This is a genomic window from Lysinibacillus parviboronicapiens, assembly GCF_003049575.1.
Taxonomy (GTDB): Bacteria; Bacillota; Bacilli; order Bacillales_A; family Planococcaceae; genus Lysinibacillus; species Lysinibacillus parviboronicapiens.
Window position 1 is genome coordinate 181,276 of the sequence record NZ_PYWI01000001.1, and the last position, 21,244, is coordinate 202,519.

18 protein-coding genes are annotated in these 21,244 nt (G+C 38.8%); all 18 read right to left on the reverse strand.

What is annotated here, in order from left to right; genetic code table 11:
* Nucleotides 1-257: 257 nt before the first annotated feature.
* The 18 genes from C9J35_RS00895 to C9J35_RS00980 all read right to left on the reverse strand — a co-directional run bounded on the left by C9J35_RS00895 (nt 258) and on the right by C9J35_RS00980 (nt 21,243).
* Nucleotides 258-4,589 carry a PolC-type DNA polymerase III gene (locus tag C9J35_RS00895; RefSeq protein ID WP_107923052.1) on the reverse strand — a complete coding sequence of 1,444 codons (4,332 nt, stop codon included), beginning with the start codon at nt 4,587-4,589 and terminating at the stop codon, nt 258-260.
* 473 nt (nt 4,590-5,062) lie between these two features.
* Nucleotides 5,063-6,769, reverse strand: a complete 1,707-nt coding sequence (locus C9J35_RS00900; RefSeq protein ID WP_107923053.1) for a proline--tRNA ligase — start codon at nt 6,767-6,769, stop codon at nt 5,063-5,065.
* Nucleotides 6,770-7,147: 378 nt separating this feature from the next.
* Nucleotides 7,148-8,410: an RIP metalloprotease RseP gene (gene rseP, locus C9J35_RS00905; RefSeq protein ID WP_107923054.1), complete on the reverse strand. Its 1,263-nt coding sequence runs from the start codon at nt 8,408-8,410 to the stop codon at nt 7,148-7,150.
* A 47-nt stretch (nt 8,411-8,457) separates the two neighbouring features.
* Nucleotides 8,458-9,603 carry a 1-deoxy-D-xylulose-5-phosphate reductoisomerase gene (gene dxr, locus C9J35_RS00910; RefSeq protein WP_107923055.1) on the reverse strand — a complete coding sequence of 382 codons (1,146 nt, stop codon included), beginning with the start codon at nt 9,601-9,603 and terminating at the stop codon, nt 8,458-8,460.
* 109 nt (nt 9,604-9,712) lie between these two features.
* The gene (locus tag C9J35_RS00915) at nt 9,713-10,513 is read right to left on the reverse strand and encodes a phosphatidate cytidylyltransferase (RefSeq protein ID WP_107923056.1); all 801 of its coding nucleotides are present in this window, start codon (nt 10,511-10,513) and stop codon (nt 9,713-9,715) included.
* Nucleotides 10,510-11,304: an undecaprenyl pyrophosphate synthase gene (uppS, locus tag C9J35_RS00920; RefSeq protein ID WP_107923057.1), complete on the reverse strand. Its 795-nt coding sequence runs from the start codon at nt 11,302-11,304 to the stop codon at nt 10,510-10,512. Before uppS ends, C9J35_RS00915 begins: the two co-directional genes overlap by 4 nt.
* 481 nt (nt 11,305-11,785) lie before the next feature.
* Nucleotides 11,786-12,343, reverse strand: a complete 558-nt coding sequence (frr, locus tag C9J35_RS00925) for a ribosome recycling factor (RefSeq protein ID WP_107923058.1) — start codon at nt 12,341-12,343, stop codon at nt 11,786-11,788.
* Entirely contained in the window at nt 12,343-13,068 is a 726-nt protein-coding gene (gene pyrH / locus C9J35_RS00930) for a UMP kinase (protein ID WP_107923059.1), read from the reverse strand. Before pyrH ends, frr begins: the two co-directional genes overlap by 1 nt.
* A 242-nt stretch (nt 13,069-13,310) precedes the next feature.
* On the reverse strand, nt 13,311-14,198 hold the full coding sequence (tsf, locus tag C9J35_RS00935; RefSeq protein ID WP_107923060.1) for a translation elongation factor Ts: 888 nt from the start codon (nt 14,196-14,198) through the stop codon (nt 13,311-13,313).
* A 100-nt stretch (nt 14,199-14,298) separates the two neighbouring features.
* Nucleotides 14,299-15,018, reverse strand: a complete 720-nt coding sequence (rpsB, locus tag C9J35_RS00940; RefSeq protein ID WP_107923061.1) for a 30S ribosomal protein S2 — start codon at nt 15,016-15,018, stop codon at nt 14,299-14,301.
* A 157-nt stretch (nt 15,019-15,175) separates the two neighbouring features.
* Nucleotides 15,176-15,763: a hypothetical protein gene (locus C9J35_RS00945; protein ID WP_107923062.1), complete on the reverse strand. Its 588-nt coding sequence runs from the start codon at nt 15,761-15,763 to the stop codon at nt 15,176-15,178.
* Nucleotides 15,764-15,772: 9 nt separating this feature from the next.
* On the reverse strand, nt 15,773-16,081 hold the full coding sequence (locus tag C9J35_RS00950; RefSeq protein ID WP_107923063.1) for an RNA polymerase subunit sigma: 309 nt from the start codon (nt 16,079-16,081) through the stop codon (nt 15,773-15,775).
* Between the two features lie 38 nt (nt 16,082-16,119).
* Nucleotides 16,120-16,890 carry a FliA/WhiG family RNA polymerase sigma factor gene (locus C9J35_RS00955; RefSeq protein WP_107923064.1) on the reverse strand — a complete coding sequence of 257 codons (771 nt, stop codon included), beginning with the start codon at nt 16,888-16,890 and terminating at the stop codon, nt 16,120-16,122.
* Between the two features lie 316 nt (nt 16,891-17,206).
* Entirely contained in the window at nt 17,207-17,578 is a 372-nt protein-coding gene (locus C9J35_RS00960; RefSeq protein WP_107923065.1) for a hypothetical protein, read from the reverse strand.
* On the reverse strand, nt 17,578-18,081 hold the full coding sequence (locus tag C9J35_RS00965) for a chemotaxis protein CheD (RefSeq protein ID WP_054767140.1): 504 nt from the start codon (nt 18,079-18,081) through the stop codon (nt 17,578-17,580). The genes C9J35_RS00960 and C9J35_RS00965 overlap by 1 nt, the downstream gene beginning before the upstream one ends.
* Complete coding sequence (locus C9J35_RS00970; RefSeq protein ID WP_010858465.1) at nt 18,082-18,714, reverse strand: chemotaxis protein CheC; 633 nt, start codon at nt 18,712-18,714, stop codon at nt 18,082-18,084.
* Between the two features lie 9 nt (nt 18,715-18,723).
* On the reverse strand, nt 18,724-19,170 hold the full coding sequence (locus C9J35_RS00975) for a chemotaxis protein CheW (RefSeq protein ID WP_107923066.1): 447 nt from the start codon (nt 19,168-19,170) through the stop codon (nt 18,724-18,726).
* A 27-nt stretch (nt 19,171-19,197) separates the two neighbouring features.
* Complete coding sequence (locus tag C9J35_RS00980; protein ID WP_107923067.1) at nt 19,198-21,243, reverse strand: chemotaxis protein CheA; 2,046 nt, start codon at nt 21,241-21,243, stop codon at nt 19,198-19,200.
* Between the last annotated feature and the right edge of the window lies 1 nt (nt 21,244).

Genomic DNA, 21,244 nt, shown 5'->3' on the forward strand with positions numbered 1-21,244 from the left:
TACCATAAGGATAGCACAGTTCACTTCACATTGCAAATTTCCTTAATTAGGACAATAACGTATCGATCAATAATGCCTCGACATTATTACGTCCGGAATCGGCTTTGTGCTTGCACAAAGAACTCCTTTTCGATTTCCGTGACATCCGCCGGAGGCTTTAACTTATTTCAGCGGATGTTTGTACATCCGCTGAAAAGCAACTTAAATCCGCATTCATCTCACCACCTATAGAGGTGGGAGACTTCTGCTGAAAGAAGTTAAAATAATGAAAGCTGATTGGCGTCTGGCATGCCTTCTAAGCAACCTAATTGATCCATATACTCAATGAGCGTTTTAGACACTCGACCACGTTGCTGTAAATCTTCCTTCGATAAAAACTCTCCGTCTTCACGAGCAGCTACAATTGTTTTAGCTACGTTCGTGCCAAGTCCGGGAATCGCATCAAACGGTGGAATCAAGGAATTTCCATCAATAATAAACTCACTAGCTTGTGAGCGATATAAGTCAACTTTTTTGAAACTCATGCCGCGTTCACACATTTCAAGTGCGAGTTCCATGACCGTTAGTAGGTTTTTCTCTTTCGTTGAAGCATCTAAGCCCTTCATATTGATTTCATCAATTTTCGCACGAATCATTTGTGAACCTTGTGTCATCGCAATTAAATCAAAATCATCTGCACGCACCGTGAAGTACGCTGCATAATAGAGAATCGGAAAATGCACCTTAAACCAAGCTATACGTACCGCCATTAAAACATATGCAGCCGCATGGGCCTTCGGGAACATGTATTTGATTTTTTTACAAGAGTCGATGTACCAGCCTGGTACCTTATTTGCGAGCATTTCAGCTTCAAATTCGTCGGATAAACCTTTCCCTTTACGAACGGACTCCATAATTTTGAAAGCCAATGAGGGTTCAAGTCCTTGGTAAATTAAATAGACCATAATGTCATCACGACAGCCGATTACTTCTTTAAGGATACATGTACCATTTTGTATGAGCTCCTGTGCGTTACCAAGCCATACATCCGTGCCATGAGAAAGTCCGGAGATTTGTACAAGCTCTGAGAATGTAGAGGGTTTTGTATCTTCTAACATTTGACGCACAAATCGCGTTCCAAACTCAGGTATGCCTAGTGTTCCTGTTTTACAGCCAATTTGCTTTTCCGTTACACCTAATGACTCCGGCGAACTAAAAATCTTCATAACAATCGGATCATCTGTCGGAATAGTTTTTGGATCAATACCCGATAAATCTTGCAACATCCGAATTACGGTTGGATCATCGTGTCCAAGAATATCGAGTTTTAAAATATTATCGTGTATGGAATGGAAGTCAAAATGTGTTGTACGCCACTCTGAATCCTGTGCATCGGCAGGGAACTGAACTGGTGAGAAATCATAAATATCCATATAATCTGGTACTACGATAATACCACCTGGGTGTTGCCCTGTCGTACGTTTCACGCCTGTACATCCTTGAACTAAACGATCTACCTCAGCACCACGGAAATGTAAATTATGATCATTTGCATAGCCTTTTACGTAGCCATATGCTGTTTTCTCCGCAACTGTACCGATTGTACCGGCCCGGAAGACATAATCTTCACCAAACAACACCTTTGTGTAGTTATGTGCCTGCGGTTGATATTCACCTGAGAAGTTCAAATCTATATCTGGCACTTTATCCCCTTTGAAACCTAAGAATGTTTCGAATGGAATATCTTGCCCATCTTTTTTATACGGTGTGCCACATTCCGTACAGTCCTTATTTGGTAAGTCATAGCCTGAGCTAACCGAACCATCATCAAAGAACTCCACATGCTTACAATTTGGACAAATGTAGTGAGGTGGAAGCGGATTTACTTCGGTAATTTCCATAAAGGTAGCGACAAGGGAAGAACCAACCGAACCACGTGACCCTACTAAGTAGCCATCTGCTAATGATTTTTTCACGAGCTTGGCCGAGATTAAATAAATAACCCCAAACCCATGTCCAAGTATCGACTTTAATTCCTTGTCTATTCGTGCCTTGACGATTTCTGGTAACTCTTCACCGTAAATGCGATGAGCCATTTCGTACGTTAAATTTGTCACTTCATCATCAGAGCCTTCAATTTTCGGTGTATATAGATCATCCTTAATCGGTTTTACATCACCAATCATAGCTGCGATTTTTTGCGAATTTGTGACGACGATTTCTTTTGCAATATCTGGACCTAAAAAATCAAATTCTTGGAGCATTTCGTCGGTCGTTCTAAAATGTACTTCTGGTAACTTCGATCTGTTTAATATATTGGCGCCACCTTGAGAACCAATCAATATTTGTCTAAACATTGCATCTGTCGGATCTAAGTAATGAACATTCCCCGTTGCCACAACTGGTTTATCAAGTTTCTTCCCGAGCTTTACAAGCTTACGGATAATGTCCTCGATTGTCCACTCATCTCTTACGACATTACGTTCGATTAATGGTGCATAGACAGCTTTTGGTTGCACTTCAATATAATCGTAAAATCTCGCAACTTGTTCGGCTTCCTCTGGCGATTTATTCATCATCGTTTCAAATAATTCGCCATTACTGCAGCCTGAACCGATTAGAAGCCCCTCTCTATACTGTTCGAGCGTTGCGCGTGTTACACGTGGTACACGGTAAAAGGTTTTTGTATGGGCATGTGTCACAATCTTAAACAGATTTTTCAATCCATCATTATCTACTGCTAATATTGTACAGTGCATTGGTCGTGCTTTTTTATACGCATCACCACCACCGATATGCTTATTGAAATCATCATGATATTTGATATCTAGTTCATCCGCTTCTTTTAACAGATGCAATAGTAAATAACCTGTTGCCTCTGTATCATAAATGGCACGGTGATGCTGGGTTAATTCAATTCCAAATTTTTTACATAGCGTATTTAAGCGATGATTTTTCATCGTTGGATGGAGTAAACGTGCAAGCTCTAGCGTATCAATTACTGGATGAACTGTGTCGGCTAGACCATATTTCTTATATCCAGTGTATAAAAAGCCCATATCGAAAGAGGCATTATGTGCCACAACGATTGCGTCTCCTATAAATGCATGAAACTCTCGGATGACCTGCTCTACTTCTGGCGCATTACGTACCATATCATCGGTGATACCTGTCAGTTCAATAGTGGTTGCTGAAAGTGCATGATGCGGATTCGCAAAGCTTTCGTATTTGTCAATTACATGTCCACCTTTGATTTTTACCGCTGCAAGCTCAATTATTGTATCGTATGCCGTAGATAGACCCGTTGTTTCGACGTCAAAGACGACATAGGTTGTATCTTCTAACGTTCGATGCTCAGGGGCGTAAGCAATTGGTACACCGTCATCTACTAAATTTGCTTCCAAACCGTAAATAACCTTAATGCCATGTTTTTTCCCTGCACCATAGGCATCTGGGAAAGATTGCACAACAGCATGGTCAGTAATAGCAATCGCTGGATGCCCCCACTTAGCGGCTTGTGCTACCAATCTCTCTACTGGTGTGACCGCATCCATTTGACTCATCGGCGTATGCAAATGTAACTCCACACGTTTTTCGTTTTGTGGTGCCTTGTCCTGGCGTGTTTCTTTTTTAATTTCGTTAATATCATTTGCCATGATGATTAAATCACGAATAAACGTATCGGTTTGTACCGAGCCACGTACTTTTACCCACATTCCCTTTTTCAAATGTTGCATGAGTTCTGCATCATCATTATCACGTGAGAACATTTTCACAATGATGGAATCCGTATAGTCAGTAATTTTAACTTGCAACAACGAACGGCCACTTTTTAATTCTTTAATTTCTGTATCGAACACAAAACCTTCTACGATTACGCGGCGTTCTTCCTCAACAATGCGTTTAATTTCCATGGTTTCATCGTCTTTAATGTGCATACCCAACTGAAATGGTCGATCCCCCAGAGCAGCCAAGGCTGGATTATCCTTCTTGTCCTGCTCACGCTTTTGGAAGTCTTGCACGGCTTGTTGCGCCATTGCTGCTTCTTCTAAACGCTTCTGCTCTATAAAGGCTTCCTGTGCTGCTCGCATTTCTTCCGTTTCATCTTGGAGCATGAAATCCATCGCTATCGGTGGGAATCCAAATTGACTATAGCTCGCAGATAATTTCTCTGCATACTTCGTTTTCAGCATCATGAATTCCATTTCCTGCATACAGGATAAGGTAATTTTTTGACCGTTCCACATAGGTATTTGCGATACAAGACAATTTTTCAATGTTGGTGCCATATCATCGATTTGTTCTACTACCGTTAACCAATAGGCTTGAATTAGTTCCTCTGTTACATTTTGTTCTAGCGTTTCGAAGGTGGTATTAATTTGAGCAATAGCTGCAAATTTTTCAGCTAAGTGTGTGTGAAAAAGCTGGTATAACGGAAACGGCAAAATTCCGCGTAATTTAATAGTAAAATGCCAGAGCCTATTTTTTTTATGCACGGTTAGACGTGATAATTCCCCTTCTTCAAAAAAGGACATATACACATCATCCGTTAACTCTAATTGCTGCAAGAGCATTTGGAGTTTTAATCTTGCCTCTTGTTGCTGTTCCAATCGGTTGACACCTACTTTCTACTTTATTGAAAAAAGAGGCAGTCTGCAAAGCCTCTTGCTGTATTTCCCTGTAGCGGATTTTATTAAAATTTGATGCAAAAAAATTCGCTCCCTTCCACGGGCGATCCGCAAGCCTCACAAATATTTTAAATCTGTGGTGACTTGCTTGACTCGCTTTCCCGCAGGATTGTCGCGAATTTTAGGCTTAATCCTATCATATCAATAATGCCTCGACATTATTGCGTCCGGAATCGGCTTTGTGCTTGCACAAAGAACTCCTTTCCGATTTCCGTAACATCCGCCGGAGGCTTTAACTTATTTCAGCGGATGTTTGTACACCCGCTGAAAAGCAACTTAAATCAAGCATTCATCTCACCACCTATAGAGGTGGGAGACTTCTGCTGAAAGAAGTTAAAAAACATGCTTCTCATTAAGAGTATCTACATCCTTTTGAGAACACGTTCAAAAGGATATTAGTTCTTGCGGAAAAATTCGTTTAAGCGATCAATGACCTCTTCTTTTTTCCATTCAAATGTTTCGCCTGTTTGACGGAATTTCACTTCAACAACACCTTCTGATGCCTTTTTCCCCACTGTTACTCGAACAGGTAGACCGATTAAATCAGCATCCGTAAACTTAACGCCTGCGCGTTCAGCACGATCATCTAAAAGCACATCATAACGATATGATTTCAATAAGCCGTATAACTCATCCGCTAACGTAACCTGTGCTTCATCCTTCGTGTTAACAGGCACGACATGAATATCATAAGGTGCCAATTGTGTTGGCCATGTAAAACCATTGTCATCTTGGAAATGCTCAGCTACAGCTGCTAAAATACGTGAAACGCCAATGCCATAGCACCCCATAATAAATGGTTGTGCCTTCCCTTGCTCGTCTAAGAATGTGCCATTCATTTTCGCAGAGTATGTTGTACCTAATTTAAAAATATGACCTACTTCAATACCTTCTGCAAATTGGATAGTACCTTGTCCATCAGGCGATGGATCTCCCTCTTGGATAAAACGAATATCTAAATAGTCATTCACTGCGAAATCGCGTTCAGGGTTAACATTCACTAGGTGGAAGCCGTCTTCATTTGCACCAGCTACACCATTTCGAATGGATTTAATGGCTTGATCAGCTACTACTTTCACATCGACTGGTAATTTAACTGGACCAATAGAGCCAACGCCACAGCCAAGTAACTCACGAATAGCTGTTTCACTTGCAAGTTCAACAGTACCCGCATCTAATGCATTTTTCAGTTTTATATCATTAATTTCATGATCGCCACGAGCAAGCACTACAACTAATTCACCATCTACATCAAATACTAATGATTTAATAACATTTGAAGCTTCAACATTTAAGAAAGCCGATACTTCTTCAATTGTTTTTTGATCAGGTGTTGATACTTTTTCAAGGTCTTTTAATACTTCTGCGGAAGGTTTATAGTCAACAATTACTTCTGCCATCTCAATATTCGCTGCATAATCAGAACTATCCGAGTAGGCAATTGTATCTTCCCCAATATCAGAAAGGCACATGAATTCATGCGTTCCTTTCCCACCTATTGAACCGGCATCTGCAATAACTGCACGGTAATTTAAGCCCAGACGGGTGAAGATATTTGAATATGCACGATACATATCTTCATATGTTTCATCTAAGCTTTCACGAGATGCATGGAAAGAATAAGCATCTTTCATAATAAATTCACGTCCACGTAATAAGCCGAAGCGAGGTCGCTTTTCATCACGGAATTTTGTTTGAATTTGATAGAGTGTTAATGGTAACTTTTTATATGATTTAATTTCATCGCGTACTAAAGTTGTAATTACTTCTTCATGCGTTGGTCCTAATGCAAAATCACGATCATGACGGTCTTTTAAACGCATTAATTCTGGGCCGTATTTTTCCCAGCGACCAGATTCCTGCCAAAGCTCTGCAGATTGTAAAGCTGGCATTAATAATTCGATAGAATTAACAGCTTCCATCTCTTCACGAATAATACTTTCAATTTTTGTTAACACACGTTTTGCAAGCGGTAAATACGAGTATACCCCACTTGTATTTTGACGAATAAACCCTGCACGTAGTAATTGCTTATGTGATTTAACATCTGCATCAGCAGGTACTTCACGTAGCGTAGGGATAAATGTTTTACTTTGCTTCATTCAGTGTTCCACCTTTTTATCAATTTGCCTCGACGTTATTGTGTCTAGATTTAAAATGATGAACACACTACACTCATTAATCCATGACATTCGTCGGGCCTTAACTTCAATCAGCAGGGGTTCGTATCCTACTGAAGTTAACTTCACTTCGCATTCTTCCCACTAAAAGTAGTGTGGGGAAAATGTTGAAGGAAGTTATAGAGATAAGTTCCTTCTCTAGCATAATCAAATTTAGCTTTGAACGCAATGTTTCCAAAACAATTGCGCTCAAAGCTAAAATTCACAGTCAATTTCACGATGGCATCTTGCATCTTCTAATATCTGACGCCAAATTTTAAGTAAAATGAAGCCAACATTTGAATGGTCACGCCATTTACTTTAAAAGAAAAATCTTTGGATGTCGTTCCATGTGACTACGACCATTAATATCATCAATAATACGATACCCACAAAATGAACGATTCCTTCTTTTTGACGATCGATTGGTTTGCCTCGTAGTGCCTCAAACCCGAAGAATAGTAACCGGCCACCATCTAGTGCTGGAAGCGGTAGTAAATTCATAATACCTAGGTTGATACTTAACATTGCCGCCCAATTCATTAAATTCACGAAACCGTACTGCGCTACCTGCTCTGTCGCTTTATATATACCTACTGGACCTGATAGGGCATCTATTGTGAATTTCCCGGTAATAAGCATGCCAAGAAGCTCAAAAATCTTCTTTGTCATGTTGTACGTTTCTTGTGCACCAAACACGACTGCCTTGAGTGGATTAAATTCACGTGGGCTCTCATATCGAACACCGATTTGACCATATTTTTTGCCATCCTGTTCGATTTCTTTTACCATCATATTCAAATTAACTAACTGCCCACCACGCTCAACTGTCACATCAATTGTTTGTCCTGGACGTTTTTGAACAATCGCAGCTAAATCCTGCCATTTCTCTACTACTTGTCCGTCTACTGAAGTTACCTTATCCCCTGCGAGCATACCTGCCTGTGCAGCTGGATCATTTGTTACTACTTCTGTAATTATCGGCTCATATGTAGGTACGCCGTTAAATAAACCAATTAGCAAATAGATGAAAAATGCTAAAATAAAGTTAAACAATGGTCCTGCAAAAATCGTCATGGCACGTTGACCAACTGTTTTTGCATTAAACTGGCGATCATATGGTGCAATTAAAGTTTCTCTGCCATTTTCGACAAGTAGACAATCTCGCGAGACACTATACCGAATTAGCTTTTCTTCCTCATCATAGCCTTCGATAAATAAATCTCTCACTAAGTCCGCACGCTCAACTTCCAAAAATAACAAATCTGGTAGTTGCTTATTATTTTGGTTGAAAATTATTTTTTTAACAATGTTGTCTTCATTGACAATGAGCCCTACACGGTAGCCTGGCTGTAACTCCGAGTCGTCCATATCCTCGCCTGCCATACGAACGTAACCACCAATCGGCAATAAACGAATTGTATAGATCGTTTCACCATGTGTCTTACCGTAAATTTTTGGCCCCATACCAATTGCGAACTCACGAACCATAATTCCTGCGCGTTTCGCAAATAGGAAGTGACCAAGTTCATGGAAGAACACAAGGGATCCAAATATAAAAATAAATGCAATGGCTGTTTGCATAATACCCCACCTTTAAAAGTGAATAGTTTAACGACGTCTTACCCTCGTTATTTTACCATGTCTAATACTATTTTTCTTGTCTCACTGTCCACATGTAAAATCGTTTGTAAATCTGGCACTAAAATATTGTGATGTGCCTGCATAACCCGTTCAATTGTGTCATCAATTTCAAGGAATGTTATTTTTCCTTGTAAAAATGCCGCAACTGCTGCTTCATTCGCTGCATTCATCGCTGTTAAAATTGTACCACCTGTACGACCCGCCTCATATGCAAGTCGCAATGCTGGATAACGGTCAAAGTCCATATTTTTAAAATGTAACTGACCAATTTGCGCTAAATTAAGTCGTTGACCATTATGCAGTGGCATACGATCAGGGTAGCTTAGTGCATATTGAATGGGTACACGCATATCCGGTGTACCCAACTGTGCAATGACACTAGTATCATGATACTCAACTAGGGAGTGAATAATACTTTCTCTATGCAAAAGTACATCGATTTTATCATACGGCATATCAAATAAGACATGTGCTTCTATGACTTCCAGCCCTTTATTCATCATGGTTGCTGAATCTATCGTGATTTTCGCCCCCATGGACCAATTCGGGTGATTTAGTGCATCAGCTACCGTTACATGTTTTAATTCATCACGTGTTTTGTCACGGAAACTACCACCAGACGCTGTAATAATTAAACGCTCAATATTTTTTGGATTTTCGCCATTCATAGATTGGAAAATGGCTGAATGCTCACTATCCACTGGCAAGATTGTTACGTTGTATTTCTTCGCCTCTGCCATCACTAAGTGTCCTGCTGTTACAAGCGTTTCCTTGTTTGCGATAGCGATCGTTTTACCCATACGAATTGCAGCAAGCGTCGATTCTAAACCAACACTACCAAGCACTGCATTGACTAGAACTGTTGAATCAGGATGTGTAGCAACCTCTACAAGCCCTTTGGCACCAAATGTAAAGTGCACCTGTGGATAAGCTTTTGCGAGCGCCAGTGCATCTTCTTCAAGCTGCACAGATACAAGCTCAGGCTGCAACGTTTCAATCATCTCACGGGTTTTCTCTATATTTTTCCCTGAAGAAAAAGCTACAAGATGAAATGCATCACGTTGTTCTTTTAAAATATCGTAGGTTTGCCAACCGATAGAGCCAGTAGCACCCAATAAACTAATTTTTTTCACGACAAAACGTCCCCTTTTTCTATCTAAGCAAATAAAGAAAAGCTACAATCGATTTTCGCCTACCACTTTTTAGAGGAGGTGAAATCTTTAGCATAAAAATCACGGTTTTCTAATTACCGATAAGATATAAAAAATGTAGTAAAGGCACGACGAATAACAGACTATCAAAGCGGTCTAAAATGCCGCCATGCCCAGGTAAAATAGTTCCTGAATCTTTCACGTCAAAATGACGCTTTATTGCAGATTCCACTAAATCGCCCATTTGACCAATAATGGAAGCAAAAATTGTGATAAAAACCAACGACACATAACTATCTACAATTGGATAAATCGCTTGCATGCCAACAGCGAAGATGACAGCAATAACAATCCCACCGACAAAGCCTTCCACTGTTTTCTTTGGTGATATTTCAGGCCAAAGCTTATTTTTGCCTAATTTTCTTCCAACAAAATAGGCACCTGAGTCTGTCGTCCAAACAACCAGTAAACAATAAACAACATACTGTAGTCCAGAATTACGTGTCTCAATTAAATAATGGAAACCTAGTCCAACATAAAATGCACCCAATAAAATAAAGCCAATTTCATCAAATGTAATTTTATTTTTTACAAGCACCACATAAATAAGCAATAACATCATCAGTCCGTAAACAACCATTAAAACGGATGAATAACTAATTGCTTGTACTACCTCACTTCCCCAGTCCTTTGGTATAACCAGCATAATAAGTGTTAGTAGTCCCATAAAACCAGGTACTGAAAAAATTGAAATACCTTTCATCTTTAGTATTTCATAAAAGCCGACAACAGCCATTGCAAGCACAAGTAGTGTAAATGGCACCTTTCCATAAATAACAAATGGAATAAATAGTGCAGCTGCAATTATTGCTGTGATGATTCGTTGTTTCAAGTTGTTTCTTCTCCCTTCAACCCACCGTAACGACGATTACGTTTCTGATAGTTTTCCACCGCTTCGAGTAAGTTTTCCTCACTAAAATCTGGCCACAATGTATCTGTAAACCAAAATTCCGTGTAGGCGAGTTGCCATAACATAAAGTTACTTAATCGTACTTCACCACTTGTACGTATTAATAAGTCTGGCTCTGGTAAATGGGCTGTCATTAAATGAGATGTCATACATTCCTCATTAATGTCCTGCATCGTTAATTGACCGTCCTGCACCTTTTGAAGCATCGTTTTCATAGCGCTGACCATTTCTGAACGACTCCCATAATTCAAGGCAAAGTTTAAAATTAGTCCCGTATTATGCTTTGTCTCCTCCATCGCCTCATACAGTGCTTTTTGTGTATGAGCAGGCAATAGAGAAGGGTCACCAATCATTTCAACTCGTACATTGCGTTCCATCATTTCCGGTAAAAAAGAACCTAAAAATTCCACAGGTAGACGCATGAGAAAATCGACCTCTGGTTTTGGTCGTTTCCAATTCTCTGTAGAAAACGCATAGACCGTTAATACTTGAATACCAAGATCTGACGCAAATCTCGTTACTTTCCGTACCGTCTTCATACCTTCATGGTGCCCAGCAACACGTGGCATTGCACGTTTCTTTGCCCAACGTCCATTTCCGTCCATAATAATCGCTACATGGGCAGGAATTGGCTCGCTTTTAGACAGGGCAACTCGTTCCTCCAATGATAGTGTATTTATATTTACTTGTTTACCTAATAGCTTCTTAAACATGCTAACTCCCCCACTACAACTAATCGGACGTATACTCACCTATCATAACAAACAAAAGTACTTTTTGTCTTTTTTTTCCCTCTAAATTGACTATGTATGAACTAGCTTATTTTAGAACAAATACACCTCATTAATTACACTTAGGCTAAGTTTTTAAATGACTAAGCTAACTCAAAGCCTGTCATTTCGGTATAGCCACTAGTATTGGTGTTTTAACAATACAGTAAGTGAGCCAACATCAAATGGTTACGCAGACTTGAGGTTAACTTTTTTTGTTGTTTTCCATTCTTAAGCTATACCTTGTGCTCGAGGCATAAACATTCTGCAGTACGTGCCCGCTGATAAGCAATTAAAAATTAGTTCTTATCGAAATGGGATACTTCTACTGAATAAAGTTAAAAAAGAAAAGACGTCCTGTTATGTATAGGACGCCTTCATCTCATCAAAAAGTTCCATCAAAGAGTGTAAAGTGTCTGTCTGCTTACACTTCTAGAATTTCTTTTTCTTTTTCTTTCGTTACTTGATCTACTTTTACGATGTAATCATCCGTTAATTTTTGAATGTCCTCACCGTAGCCGCGTAGATCATCTTCTGTGATTTCGCCAGCTTTTTCGAGTTTTTTCAAATCGTCATTAGCGTCACGACGTACATTTCGAACTGCAATTTTTGCATCTTCTGCTTCTTTTTTTACTTGCTTTACAAGGTCTTTACGGCGTTCTTCCGTTAAAGCAGGGATCATTAAACGAATAACTGTCCCATCATTTGTTGGTGTAATACCAATATCAGATTTCATAATTGCTTTTTCAATCTCACCTAACACTGTTTTATCGTAAGGTGTAATTACTAATAGACGTGCTTCTGGCACAGCTACACCCGCAAGTTGATTAATCGGTGTTGGCGCTCCGTAGTAATCTACAGTAATACGATCTAGTAATGATGCGTTTGCTCGTCCTGCACGAATTGATGCCAATTCACGTGAGAAAGCAGCGATAGTTTTGTTCATTTTGTCTTTAGCTTGTTCTAAAACTTGTTTAGCCATTATGCATTCCTCCTAACAACTGTTCCAATTTTCTCGCCTAGCACGGCACGTTTTATGTTACCTGGCTCCGTAATTGAGAAGACAATTAACGGAATATCGTTATCCATACATAAAGTAGAAGCTGTTGAGTCCATTACTTGTAAACCTTGTTGAATAACGTCTAAGTATGTGAGTGTTTCATATTTAACGGCAGTCGTGTCTACTTTTGGATCTGCTGAATAAACACCATCGACATTATTTTTTGCCATTAAAATTGCATCTGCGTCAATTTCCGCTGCTCGTAAAGCTGCAGTTGTATCTGTAGAGAAGAACGGGTTACCCGTACCTGCGGCGAAAATAACTACTCGTTTTTTCTCTAAATGACGAACTGCTTTACGACGAATATACGGTTCTGCTACTTGTGTCATCACGATAGAAGATTGCACACGCGTTTCAATGCCTAATTTTTCAAGAGCATCTTGTAATGCTAATGAGTTCATAACCGTTGCTAACATGCCCATATAATCAGCTGCTGCACGATCCATTCCCATTTCGCTACCGATTTTTCCACGCCATATATTACCGCCACCTACAACAACAGCTACTTCTACATCAAGATCTACTACTTCTTTTACTTCTTCTGCAACAGACTTGATAATTTTTGGTGATAAACCGAAGCCAGCTTCTCCCGCTAACGCTTCACCACTTAATTTAATGACTACTCGTTTATATTGTGGCACACTCATTGTAAACCTCCGTCAGACATTTATTTAAAACATTTCTATTCCTTTTCCATTATAGTATATCTAACAATAAATACTAGTTGTGTAAATGGAGAGAATAGAAAATTCTATAGTTTTTCGCTCATTTCGGAAAAATAGGGAACACGTTATGTTGTGTTCCCCATTTTTGTCTAGAAAAAATCTAGATATTATTTGGTTAGGATCAAATGTAAGCCAGTCCATCCATGAACTAGTTTCACAAAAAATTAGTTACCTTTAACTTGGCTCATTACTTCTTCTGCAAAGTTATCTTCACGTTTCTCGATACCTTCACCTACAGCGTAACGTACGAAGCCAGTTACATTACCACCAGTTGATGCAACGAAGTCACGTACTTTTTGATCAGAGTTTTTAACGAATGATTGGTCAAGTAAGCAAACGTCTTCGAAGTATTTACCAAGACGACCTTCAACCATTTTCGCAACGATGTTTTCTGGTTTACCTTCGTTAAGAGCTTGTTCAGTTAACACTTTACGTTCACGTTCAACTTCTTCAGCAGAAACTTCTTCACGAGAAACGTAAGTTGGGTTAATAGCCGCGATATGCATAGCTACATCTTTTGCAGCTGCTTCATCAGTAGAGCCTTCTAAAGTTACTAATACACCAATACGTCCACCCATGTGTAGGTAAGAACCGAATGCATCTGCATCAGTTTTTGTTTTAATTTCAAAACGACGTAGGTTAATTTTTTCACCGATTGTTGCAACAGCTGTTGAGATTTGGTCAGCGATTTTTACGCCTTCAGCGTTTTCAAGCTCAAGAGCAGCTTCAACAGATTCTGGTTTAGCCGCTAATAATTGTGCAGCAAGTTGTTCAACTAATACTACAAATTTATCGTTTTTAGCTACGAAGTCAGTTTCAGCGTTTACTTCAATTAAGATCGCTTCGTTACCTTGAGCTAAAATGTAAGTTGTACCTTCAGCAGCGATACGATCGGATTTTTTAGCAGCTGATGAAAGACCTTTTTCACGTAAGAAGTCGATTGCAGCTTCTAAGTTACCCTCAGTTTGTACTAACGCTTTTTTACAGTCCATCATACCAGCGCCAGTTTTTTCACGTAATTCTTTTACTAATTGTGCAGTAATGTTTGCCATTTAGTGTTTCCTCCTCGAATTGGTAGAGATTATAGTGATAAGGTTCTAAAAAAGGTGATAAGGGGGTCTGAGCCACTTATCACCTTTTTGTAAACGTGAATTACTCAGCAGCAGCTTCTACAGCTGGAGCTTCTTCTTCACCTTGTTTTGACTCGATTAAAGCGTCAGCCATTTTAGCAGTTAAAAGTTTAACAGCGCGAATAGCATCATCATTAGCAGGGATTACGTAGTCGATTTCATCTGGATCACAGTTTGTATCGACAATACCTACTAGAGGGATGTTTAGTTTACGAGCTTCAGCAACAGCGATACGCTCTTTACGTGGGTCAACCACGAACATAACATCTGGAAGATTGTGCATATCACGGATACCGCCTAAGAATTTTACTAGACGTTCGTGTTCTTTTTTAAGTTGGATTACTTCTTTTTTAGGAAGAACTTCAAAAGTTCCTTCTTCTTCCATTTTTTCGATAGCTTTCATACGTGCAACACGTTTTTGAATTGTACCGAAGTTAGTAAGAGTACCACCTAACCAACGTTGGTTGATGAAGTAGTTGCCTGAACGTTCAGCTTCGTCTTTGATCGCTTCTTGTGCTTGTTTTTTCGTACCAACGAAAAGAACTTTACCACCGTCTTGACCAACTTGACGCATGAAGTCATAAGCTTCCTCTAATTTTTTTACAGTTTTTTGTAAGTCGATGATGTAGATCCCGTTACGTTCAACGAAGATATATTTCTTCATTTTTGGGTTCCAACGACGAGTTTGGTGACCGAAATGTACACCAGCTTCAAGTAATTGTTTCATAGAAATTACTGACATGTGAATTTCCTCCTAGAATGTTTGGTTTTTTTCCTCCGCATTTATCACCTGCAACAAGCTACCCTAATCTTAGAGCACCACTTACTACATCAAAATGCGTGTGTAATAATAACACCATTTGCTACTATATCACAGCTTATCCATATTAGCAACTGTTTTAGCTATGGAATTTCAATAAAAGCTCGATTTCTGTCTTACCTTTTTGAAGCTGTTTGGCAATTTCCTCCGCAGTTTTACCTTTCTTTGCTAGTTGCACGATTTGCTGTTCCACAGTTTCTGGCTTCGGCTCTTCCTTTTGCAGCATGACATCCTTTGTTTGGGAAGCACTTGATACTGTCACTCCAGCTTGCTGTAGACGTGAGTAAGCGTTCGCAGCAATATTTTTAGAGACTAATATACGTGGTTCACTATCATGACTAGTAGGCGCCAATACAGTTTTCTCTTGTTCTGTCTGAGAAAACTGGTAATCTTGCTCTTTTTGCTGTTTCTTCACCTGCTGGACAGCATATGTTGTTTTAACTTCAGGTTCAGGTTTAGGTACCGCTTGCAACTCTTGAATTAAGCGATTATTTTCATCCTTCATTTCTGCTAAGTAGAGACTAATGGTATCATCCATTTCTCGCATTAAGCGTTCTTGCTTATTTTCTAAATCTTTGAATTTTGCTAGTTTCGTGTTAAGTATAATAATGAAGTAAAATGAAAGTAGCTGTAAAACAAATAGAACAGCTATTAGTATGGTTGTCATAGTAAACTCCTATCCACTAAAGTCCACGAAATTTCCTTTAAACGGGTGTTGTGCCTGTTTTTCTGGTTTTTCGTTACTATTCTTTTTCTTTTTACGAGTACCTTTTATGTACTCTCCTCCCGCTTCTTCCTCTTCACTAATCTCAACCATACCCTCTGAAGTATTGACAACTTTCTGCTTACGCTCTAATTCCTTTTTTAGCGCTTCATTTGCATGTGCTTGCTGAGCCAAAGTTTGTTGTTGTGCCTGATCTGCCATTTTACCCGCTTCAAATGTCTTCGGAATAGCTATTTGTAATTCGACACCTTTTAAACTCATAAGACTCCCTCCTTCAAAGTTATGTGCCTATTCGCTTATTACACATTTAACATCTCATTTGACAGCAATTTTCTTAGCTTTAAAAGTGCCTTCGAGTGAATCTGTGAAATACGAGATGTTGACAATTCCAACATTTCACCAATCTCTGTCAATGTTAATTCCTCGGTATAAAATAAACTAAGCACAAGCTGTTCTTTGTCATTTAGCTTTTGTATATTTAAGGCTAAGTCGCCAAGTAATTCTGTTTTTATAACAACCTGCTCTGGCGTTTTCGACGTATCATCACGGATGATAAACGCCTTTCCTTCTGTTTCTTCCTGGTCTTGTTGCTCATTAATAGATAATACATTTGAAAAGAAATGCTCTTGTACAGTTTGGTACACTTCCTCTACTGGTAGTTCCATATGATTTGCGAGCTCCTCAGGTGTTACATGACGCATATATCTTTGTTCTAATTGTTCAATTTGAGCATCCAATTTTTTCGCCTTTTCTCGTGCAGAACGCGGCAACCAATCTTCCTTACGTAAGCCATCAATAATCGCTCCTCTTACTCTAAAAGAAGCATATGTATCAAATTTTAAGTCTCGATTAATATCGAATTTATTTAATGCATCAAAAAGACCTAACATGCCTAAGCTTGTTAAATCATCTCGTGATACGCTCTTCGGTAAGCCTGCTCCAATTCGCTGTACATGGTAAGAAACAAGAGATATATATTTTTTTATCAGTAAATCACCCGCATCAGGATCACGTTCATTGATCCAACGACTCCACAGCTTTTTTTCTTCGTTCAGATTTGGTTGTGTCATGAAATCCACCTCTCTTTAAGAAAAGCGCATTCGAGCCCGTTCACACAAAAAAGCTACTTGCGAGCTCGAAAGCAAAAGTATGTTCTACAACTTTCGCACGTGAAATTGAAGGATTTCAAGCGTGCGACACGATTGTGTAGACATGGTAAAACCGATGCCGTTCTTTTCTATATTATAACAAGATTCGCCATAATTTCATATGTTTCTCTAACACTATTATATGATTCCTTCCTTTTTCCTCTTTTGGCATAACAAAAACTGCAAACAATTGTTAGCTTGGACACTAACATTGCATGCAGTTCGAAGTTGCCTGGTTTTATGCATTTACTTGTTGGTCATCTTCACGACTCATCATCGTACGTACAACCTGTGCAATATCTTCGGTACTTTCATCTTGAAACTCAACAGTTGAGCTTGTGTTGTGTTTTTTCTGATTTTCGTCATTTTGTTCATCAGACACATTTTCGTCAAGTTCATTCTCTGTTTGCACTTTGTCTGTTTCCGGTGTAAATAAAATATACGTGATTAGCAATCGTACAAGATACATAACGAAAAAGACAATAAGCGCAGCTACAAATGAGCCGATGATAATACGTAATGGCGTTAAAGGTTTTTGAAATGTCATAAAGAAATAAATAGAAAAGGCAATTAATGCTCCCCATAGGTTGTAAAAAATAGAACCAAACATTATATTTCGCTCACTCCTTGGTTAACCGTTCGGATATGTAATGTCGACGTCGCAGGATTAAATTCAATTGTTCTACCACTATTTCCACCTGTATCTTCAGCAATTAAAGGAATTCCTTGACGCTTCAATTCACTCTTTACAGCCTCTACATTACGTGGACCGATGCGCATTGAATCTTTGTCCGAAGAGAATTGAAACATCTGCGCACCGCCCGCGATTTTCGCCTTTAGCTTGAACTTTTGAACACCTTCTAGTTTCAATAAGTCAATCATGCCCAAAATTCCTGTATCCGCAAATTTCGCCACATTAATCGACTCTGATCTAGCAAGGCTAGAATCTGGTAGCATCACATGTATTAAACCAGCAATTTTTTTTGACTCATCGTATAAAATAACACCTACACAAGAACCAAGACCTGAAGTTCTTATGGTATTTGGTAGTTTTGCTACATCCATTTGTGCAATTCCAACTTTTATTACTTGTCCACTACTATTTAACATAATCTATGATACTCCCAATGCCTTAAAAATAGCATCAAATGAATCTGGATCTGGTAGTAAGAAGAAATGTCCTCTTACCGTTTCATGATCCTCAACCCCGTCTTCATAAATGGATGTATTTATTACGATAACATTATCACTGACATGTGATAATTCAATTAAGCCAATACTGATGATAGCACCAAACATGTCGACACTAAGTCCTGGTACAGTTGGATAAATTTTTAAATTTGTAAAATCTGACAATGCCGATAAATATGAACCTGATAAAATATTACCCATTTCCTGCATGGCCGATAACCCTAATTCTGAAACAGGTGGTTTTTTAAAGTCGAACGATTCATCATATATTAGACGTCGGATAAAGCGATTAGCCTGTTCGATAGGAAGGATAAAAAACATACTTCCTTCAGCATCACCTTCGATGCGTAAAAAGATCCCAACAACGACGTTTTCAGATCCTCCAGCGAGTTCCATCATGTCATTAAACGATACCATTTCAACTTTTGGTACACGCATGTCGATTTTTTTACCAAGTAAATTGGAAAGTGCTGTCGCAGCATGCGCAGCACCAATATTTCCAATTTCCTTTAAGACATCTAAATGTAGTGATGTAATCTTTTGATTAAATGTCATCATCGATCCCTACTTTAGTGGATTTAATACTTTCTCTAAATGCAACAAGATTAATAATCGCTTGTCTATTTTTGCCACACCTGAAATAAATTCTTCTTCAAGCGAGCCAACTACTTCTGGCTGTGGTTCAATTGAATTTGAGGGAATATCTAAAACATCATTTGCTGAATCTACTACGAAACCTACTTCCATATCTTCCAATGAAATAATGATAATACGAGTTGTTTCTTCATGTTCAGAGATAGGTAACTCAAAACGTTCACGTAAATCCACAATTGGTGTTACAACACCACGTAGATTAATAACACCTTTCACATATTTCGCTGTTTTAGGTACTCGCGTAATATGCATTAACTTCTCGATTCCTTGAACGTGTGATACTGGAATCGCATATTCCTTATCTGCTAATTGGAAGACGATTACTTTAATACTTTCTTGTTCAACTGCGTTTGTCATTGTTAACACCTCTCTTATTCATTCACCTTATTTAATAAGTGCGTTGCAATCTACAATTAGGGCCACTTTACCATTACCTAAAATTGTCGCGCCAGAAATTGCAAAGATATTTGTTAAGTAATTTCCTAATGATTTCAGTACAATTTCTTGTTGGCCAATGAATGAATCTACAACTAAACCAGCAAGTTTTTCACCTTTACGAACAATAACTACTGAATGGAATTCGTCATCTTGCAGCTCTTTACGAGGCACCTCAAAGATTTCCTCTAAGAATACAAGTGGTACAACTTTGCCGCGGAAGTCGATTACTTTTTGGTTATGCGCATTCATAATATCTGATGAACGGATAATAGATGTTTCAATAATCGATGATAACGGAATTGCATAAATCTCTTTTTCGATTTCCACTAACATGACTGAAATAATTGATAATGTTAAAGGCAATTGAATAGAGAAAATAGAGCCTACGTCTTGAGTAGATTCAATCGAAATATTACCACCTAATGATTCAATGGTAGTTTTTACTACGTCTAAACCAACGCCACGACCTGATACGTCAGAAATAACATCTGCTGTAGAGAATCCTGAAGCGAGAATTAGTTCATTGATTTGTTTATCAGACATCGAGAAGGATTGTTCTTGTGTGACAATACCTTTTGAAATCGCTTTTGCTAGTACTTTATCGCGATTAATGCCTGCGCCATCATCCTCTATCTCGATGAAGACATAGTTACCGCTATGGTAAGCACGTAATACAACTGTTCCTTCCTCTGGCTTACCCTTCGCACGGCGTGCTGTTGGATTTTCAATGCCATGATCGACAGAGTTACGGATTAAGTGAACAAGTGGATCTCCGATTTCATCAATTACGGTACGGTCCAGTTCGGTTTCTGCCCCAATAATGTCAAGATTAATTTTTTTGTTTAAGTCACGCGATAGCTGACGAATCATTTTTGGGAAACGATTGAACACTGTTTCAACTGGAACCATTCGCATCGTTAAAATAATTGTTTGTAAATCACCCATTACACGGCTCATACGCTCAACCGTTTCATTTAGCTCACCATGATTTACTTCAGTAGCAATTGACTGTAAACGTCCACGATCGATGACAAGTTCTTCAAATAAGTTCATTAATATATCAAGACGTTCAATATTCACACGAATTGTCTTATTTCCAACAGGAGCATGACTTTTTTCTGCTTTAACAGGTGTAGCAGACTTTGCAGGTACAGGTGTATGCGCTGGTGTAGCTACCTCTTCTAGCGTTGCTGTCGCTGCTACTTCTTTGTGAGCCTCATACTCTTTTTCGCTGAATTTATCTTGATTGATGTTTGCAACAATAACTTCATCAACCTCAGAAACCTTCATTAATTTTTTCTGCATATCCTCTGCGGATTCCTTTGTTACAAAGGCCACATAAAATTGTTGATCGAATTGTTCATCTTCTAGCTTCTCTACTGTTGGCGAAGATTTAATGACATCTCCGTCCTTTTCTAAAATCTCAAATACCATAAATACTCGTGCTGCCTTTAATAGACAATCTTCACGAAGGCGTACTGAAATTTCAAAAGCATTAAATCCTTGTTCAGCAGATTGCGTAATGACTGTTTGTTCAAAACTATCATATTCTAAGACGCTTGCTACAGATGGCGTGTCAATTGTTGTTGCAACAACTTCAGTAACTGCTTCTTCTCCTGATTCAATACGCTTTAATTGTGCTACGGTTGAAGAAACATCTCGTTTGCCGTCCCCACCGTTTGCAATATCCATAACCATTTCCTCTAAATGGTCTACAGATTCAAAAACTACATCTAAAATTTCTGGTGATACATGGATTTTTTCATTTCGAATGGCATCTAATACATTTTCCATTTTATGCGTTAAATCTGCTAAATCTTCGTAGCCCATTGTCGCTGACATACCTTTTAATGTATGAGCGGAACGGAAAATTTCTCCAACAATGGCCAAATCATCTGGGTTTTTTTCTAATTCTAATAAATGTTCACTACAAGCTTGTAAATGCTCTTTACTTTCTTCGATAAACATCTCTAAATATTGATTGACTTCCATA

Excerpts from the sequence above, each read along its gene's own strand:
- C9J35_RS00900 (WP_107923053.1), bottom strand. The coding sequence starts at position 6,769 with ATGAAGCAAAGTAAAACATTTATCCCTACGCTACGTGAAGTACCTGCT.
- rseP (WP_107923054.1), bottom strand. The coding sequence starts at position 8,410 with ATGCAAACAGCCATTGCATTTATTTTTATATTTGGATCCCTTGTGTTC.
- uppS (WP_107923057.1), bottom strand. The coding sequence starts at position 11,304 with ATGTTTAAGAAGCTATTAGGTAAACAAGTAAATATAAATACACTATCA.
- frr (WP_107923058.1), bottom strand. The coding sequence starts at position 12,343 with ATGGCTAAACAAGTTTTAGAACAAGCTAAAGACAAAATGAACAAAACT.
- pyrH (WP_107923059.1), bottom strand. The coding sequence starts at position 13,068 with ATGAGTGTGCCACAATATAAACGAGTAGTCATTAAATTAAGTGGTGAA.
- tsf (WP_107923060.1), bottom strand. The coding sequence starts at position 14,198 with ATGGCAAACATTACTGCACAATTAGTAAAAGAATTACGTGAAAAAACT.
- rpsB (WP_107923061.1), bottom strand. The coding sequence starts at position 15,018 with ATGTCAGTAATTTCTATGAAACAATTACTTGAAGCTGGTGTACATTTC.
- C9J35_RS00945 (WP_107923062.1), bottom strand. The coding sequence starts at position 15,763 with ATGACAACCATACTAATAGCTGTTCTATTTGTTTTACAGCTACTTTCA.
- C9J35_RS00950 (WP_107923063.1), bottom strand. The coding sequence starts at position 16,081 with ATGAGTTTAAAAGGTGTCGAATTACAAATAGCTATTCCGAAGACATTT.
- C9J35_RS00955 (WP_107923064.1), bottom strand. The coding sequence starts at position 16,890 with ATGACACAACCAAATCTGAACGAAGAAAAAAAGCTGTGGAGTCGTTGG.
- C9J35_RS00960 (WP_107923065.1), bottom strand. The coding sequence starts at position 17,578 with ATGTTTGGTTCTATTTTTTACAACCTATGGGGAGCATTAATTGCCTTT.
- C9J35_RS00970 (WP_010858465.1), bottom strand. The coding sequence starts at position 18,714 with ATGACATTTAATCAAAAGATTACATCACTACATTTAGATGTCTTAAAG.
- C9J35_RS00975 (WP_107923066.1), bottom strand. The coding sequence starts at position 19,170 with ATGACAAACGCAGTTGAACAAGAAAGTATTAAAGTAATCGTCTTCCAA.
- C9J35_RS00980 (WP_107923067.1), bottom strand. The coding sequence starts at position 21,243 with ATGGAAGTCAATCAATATTTAGAGATGTTTATCGAAGAAAGTAAAGAG.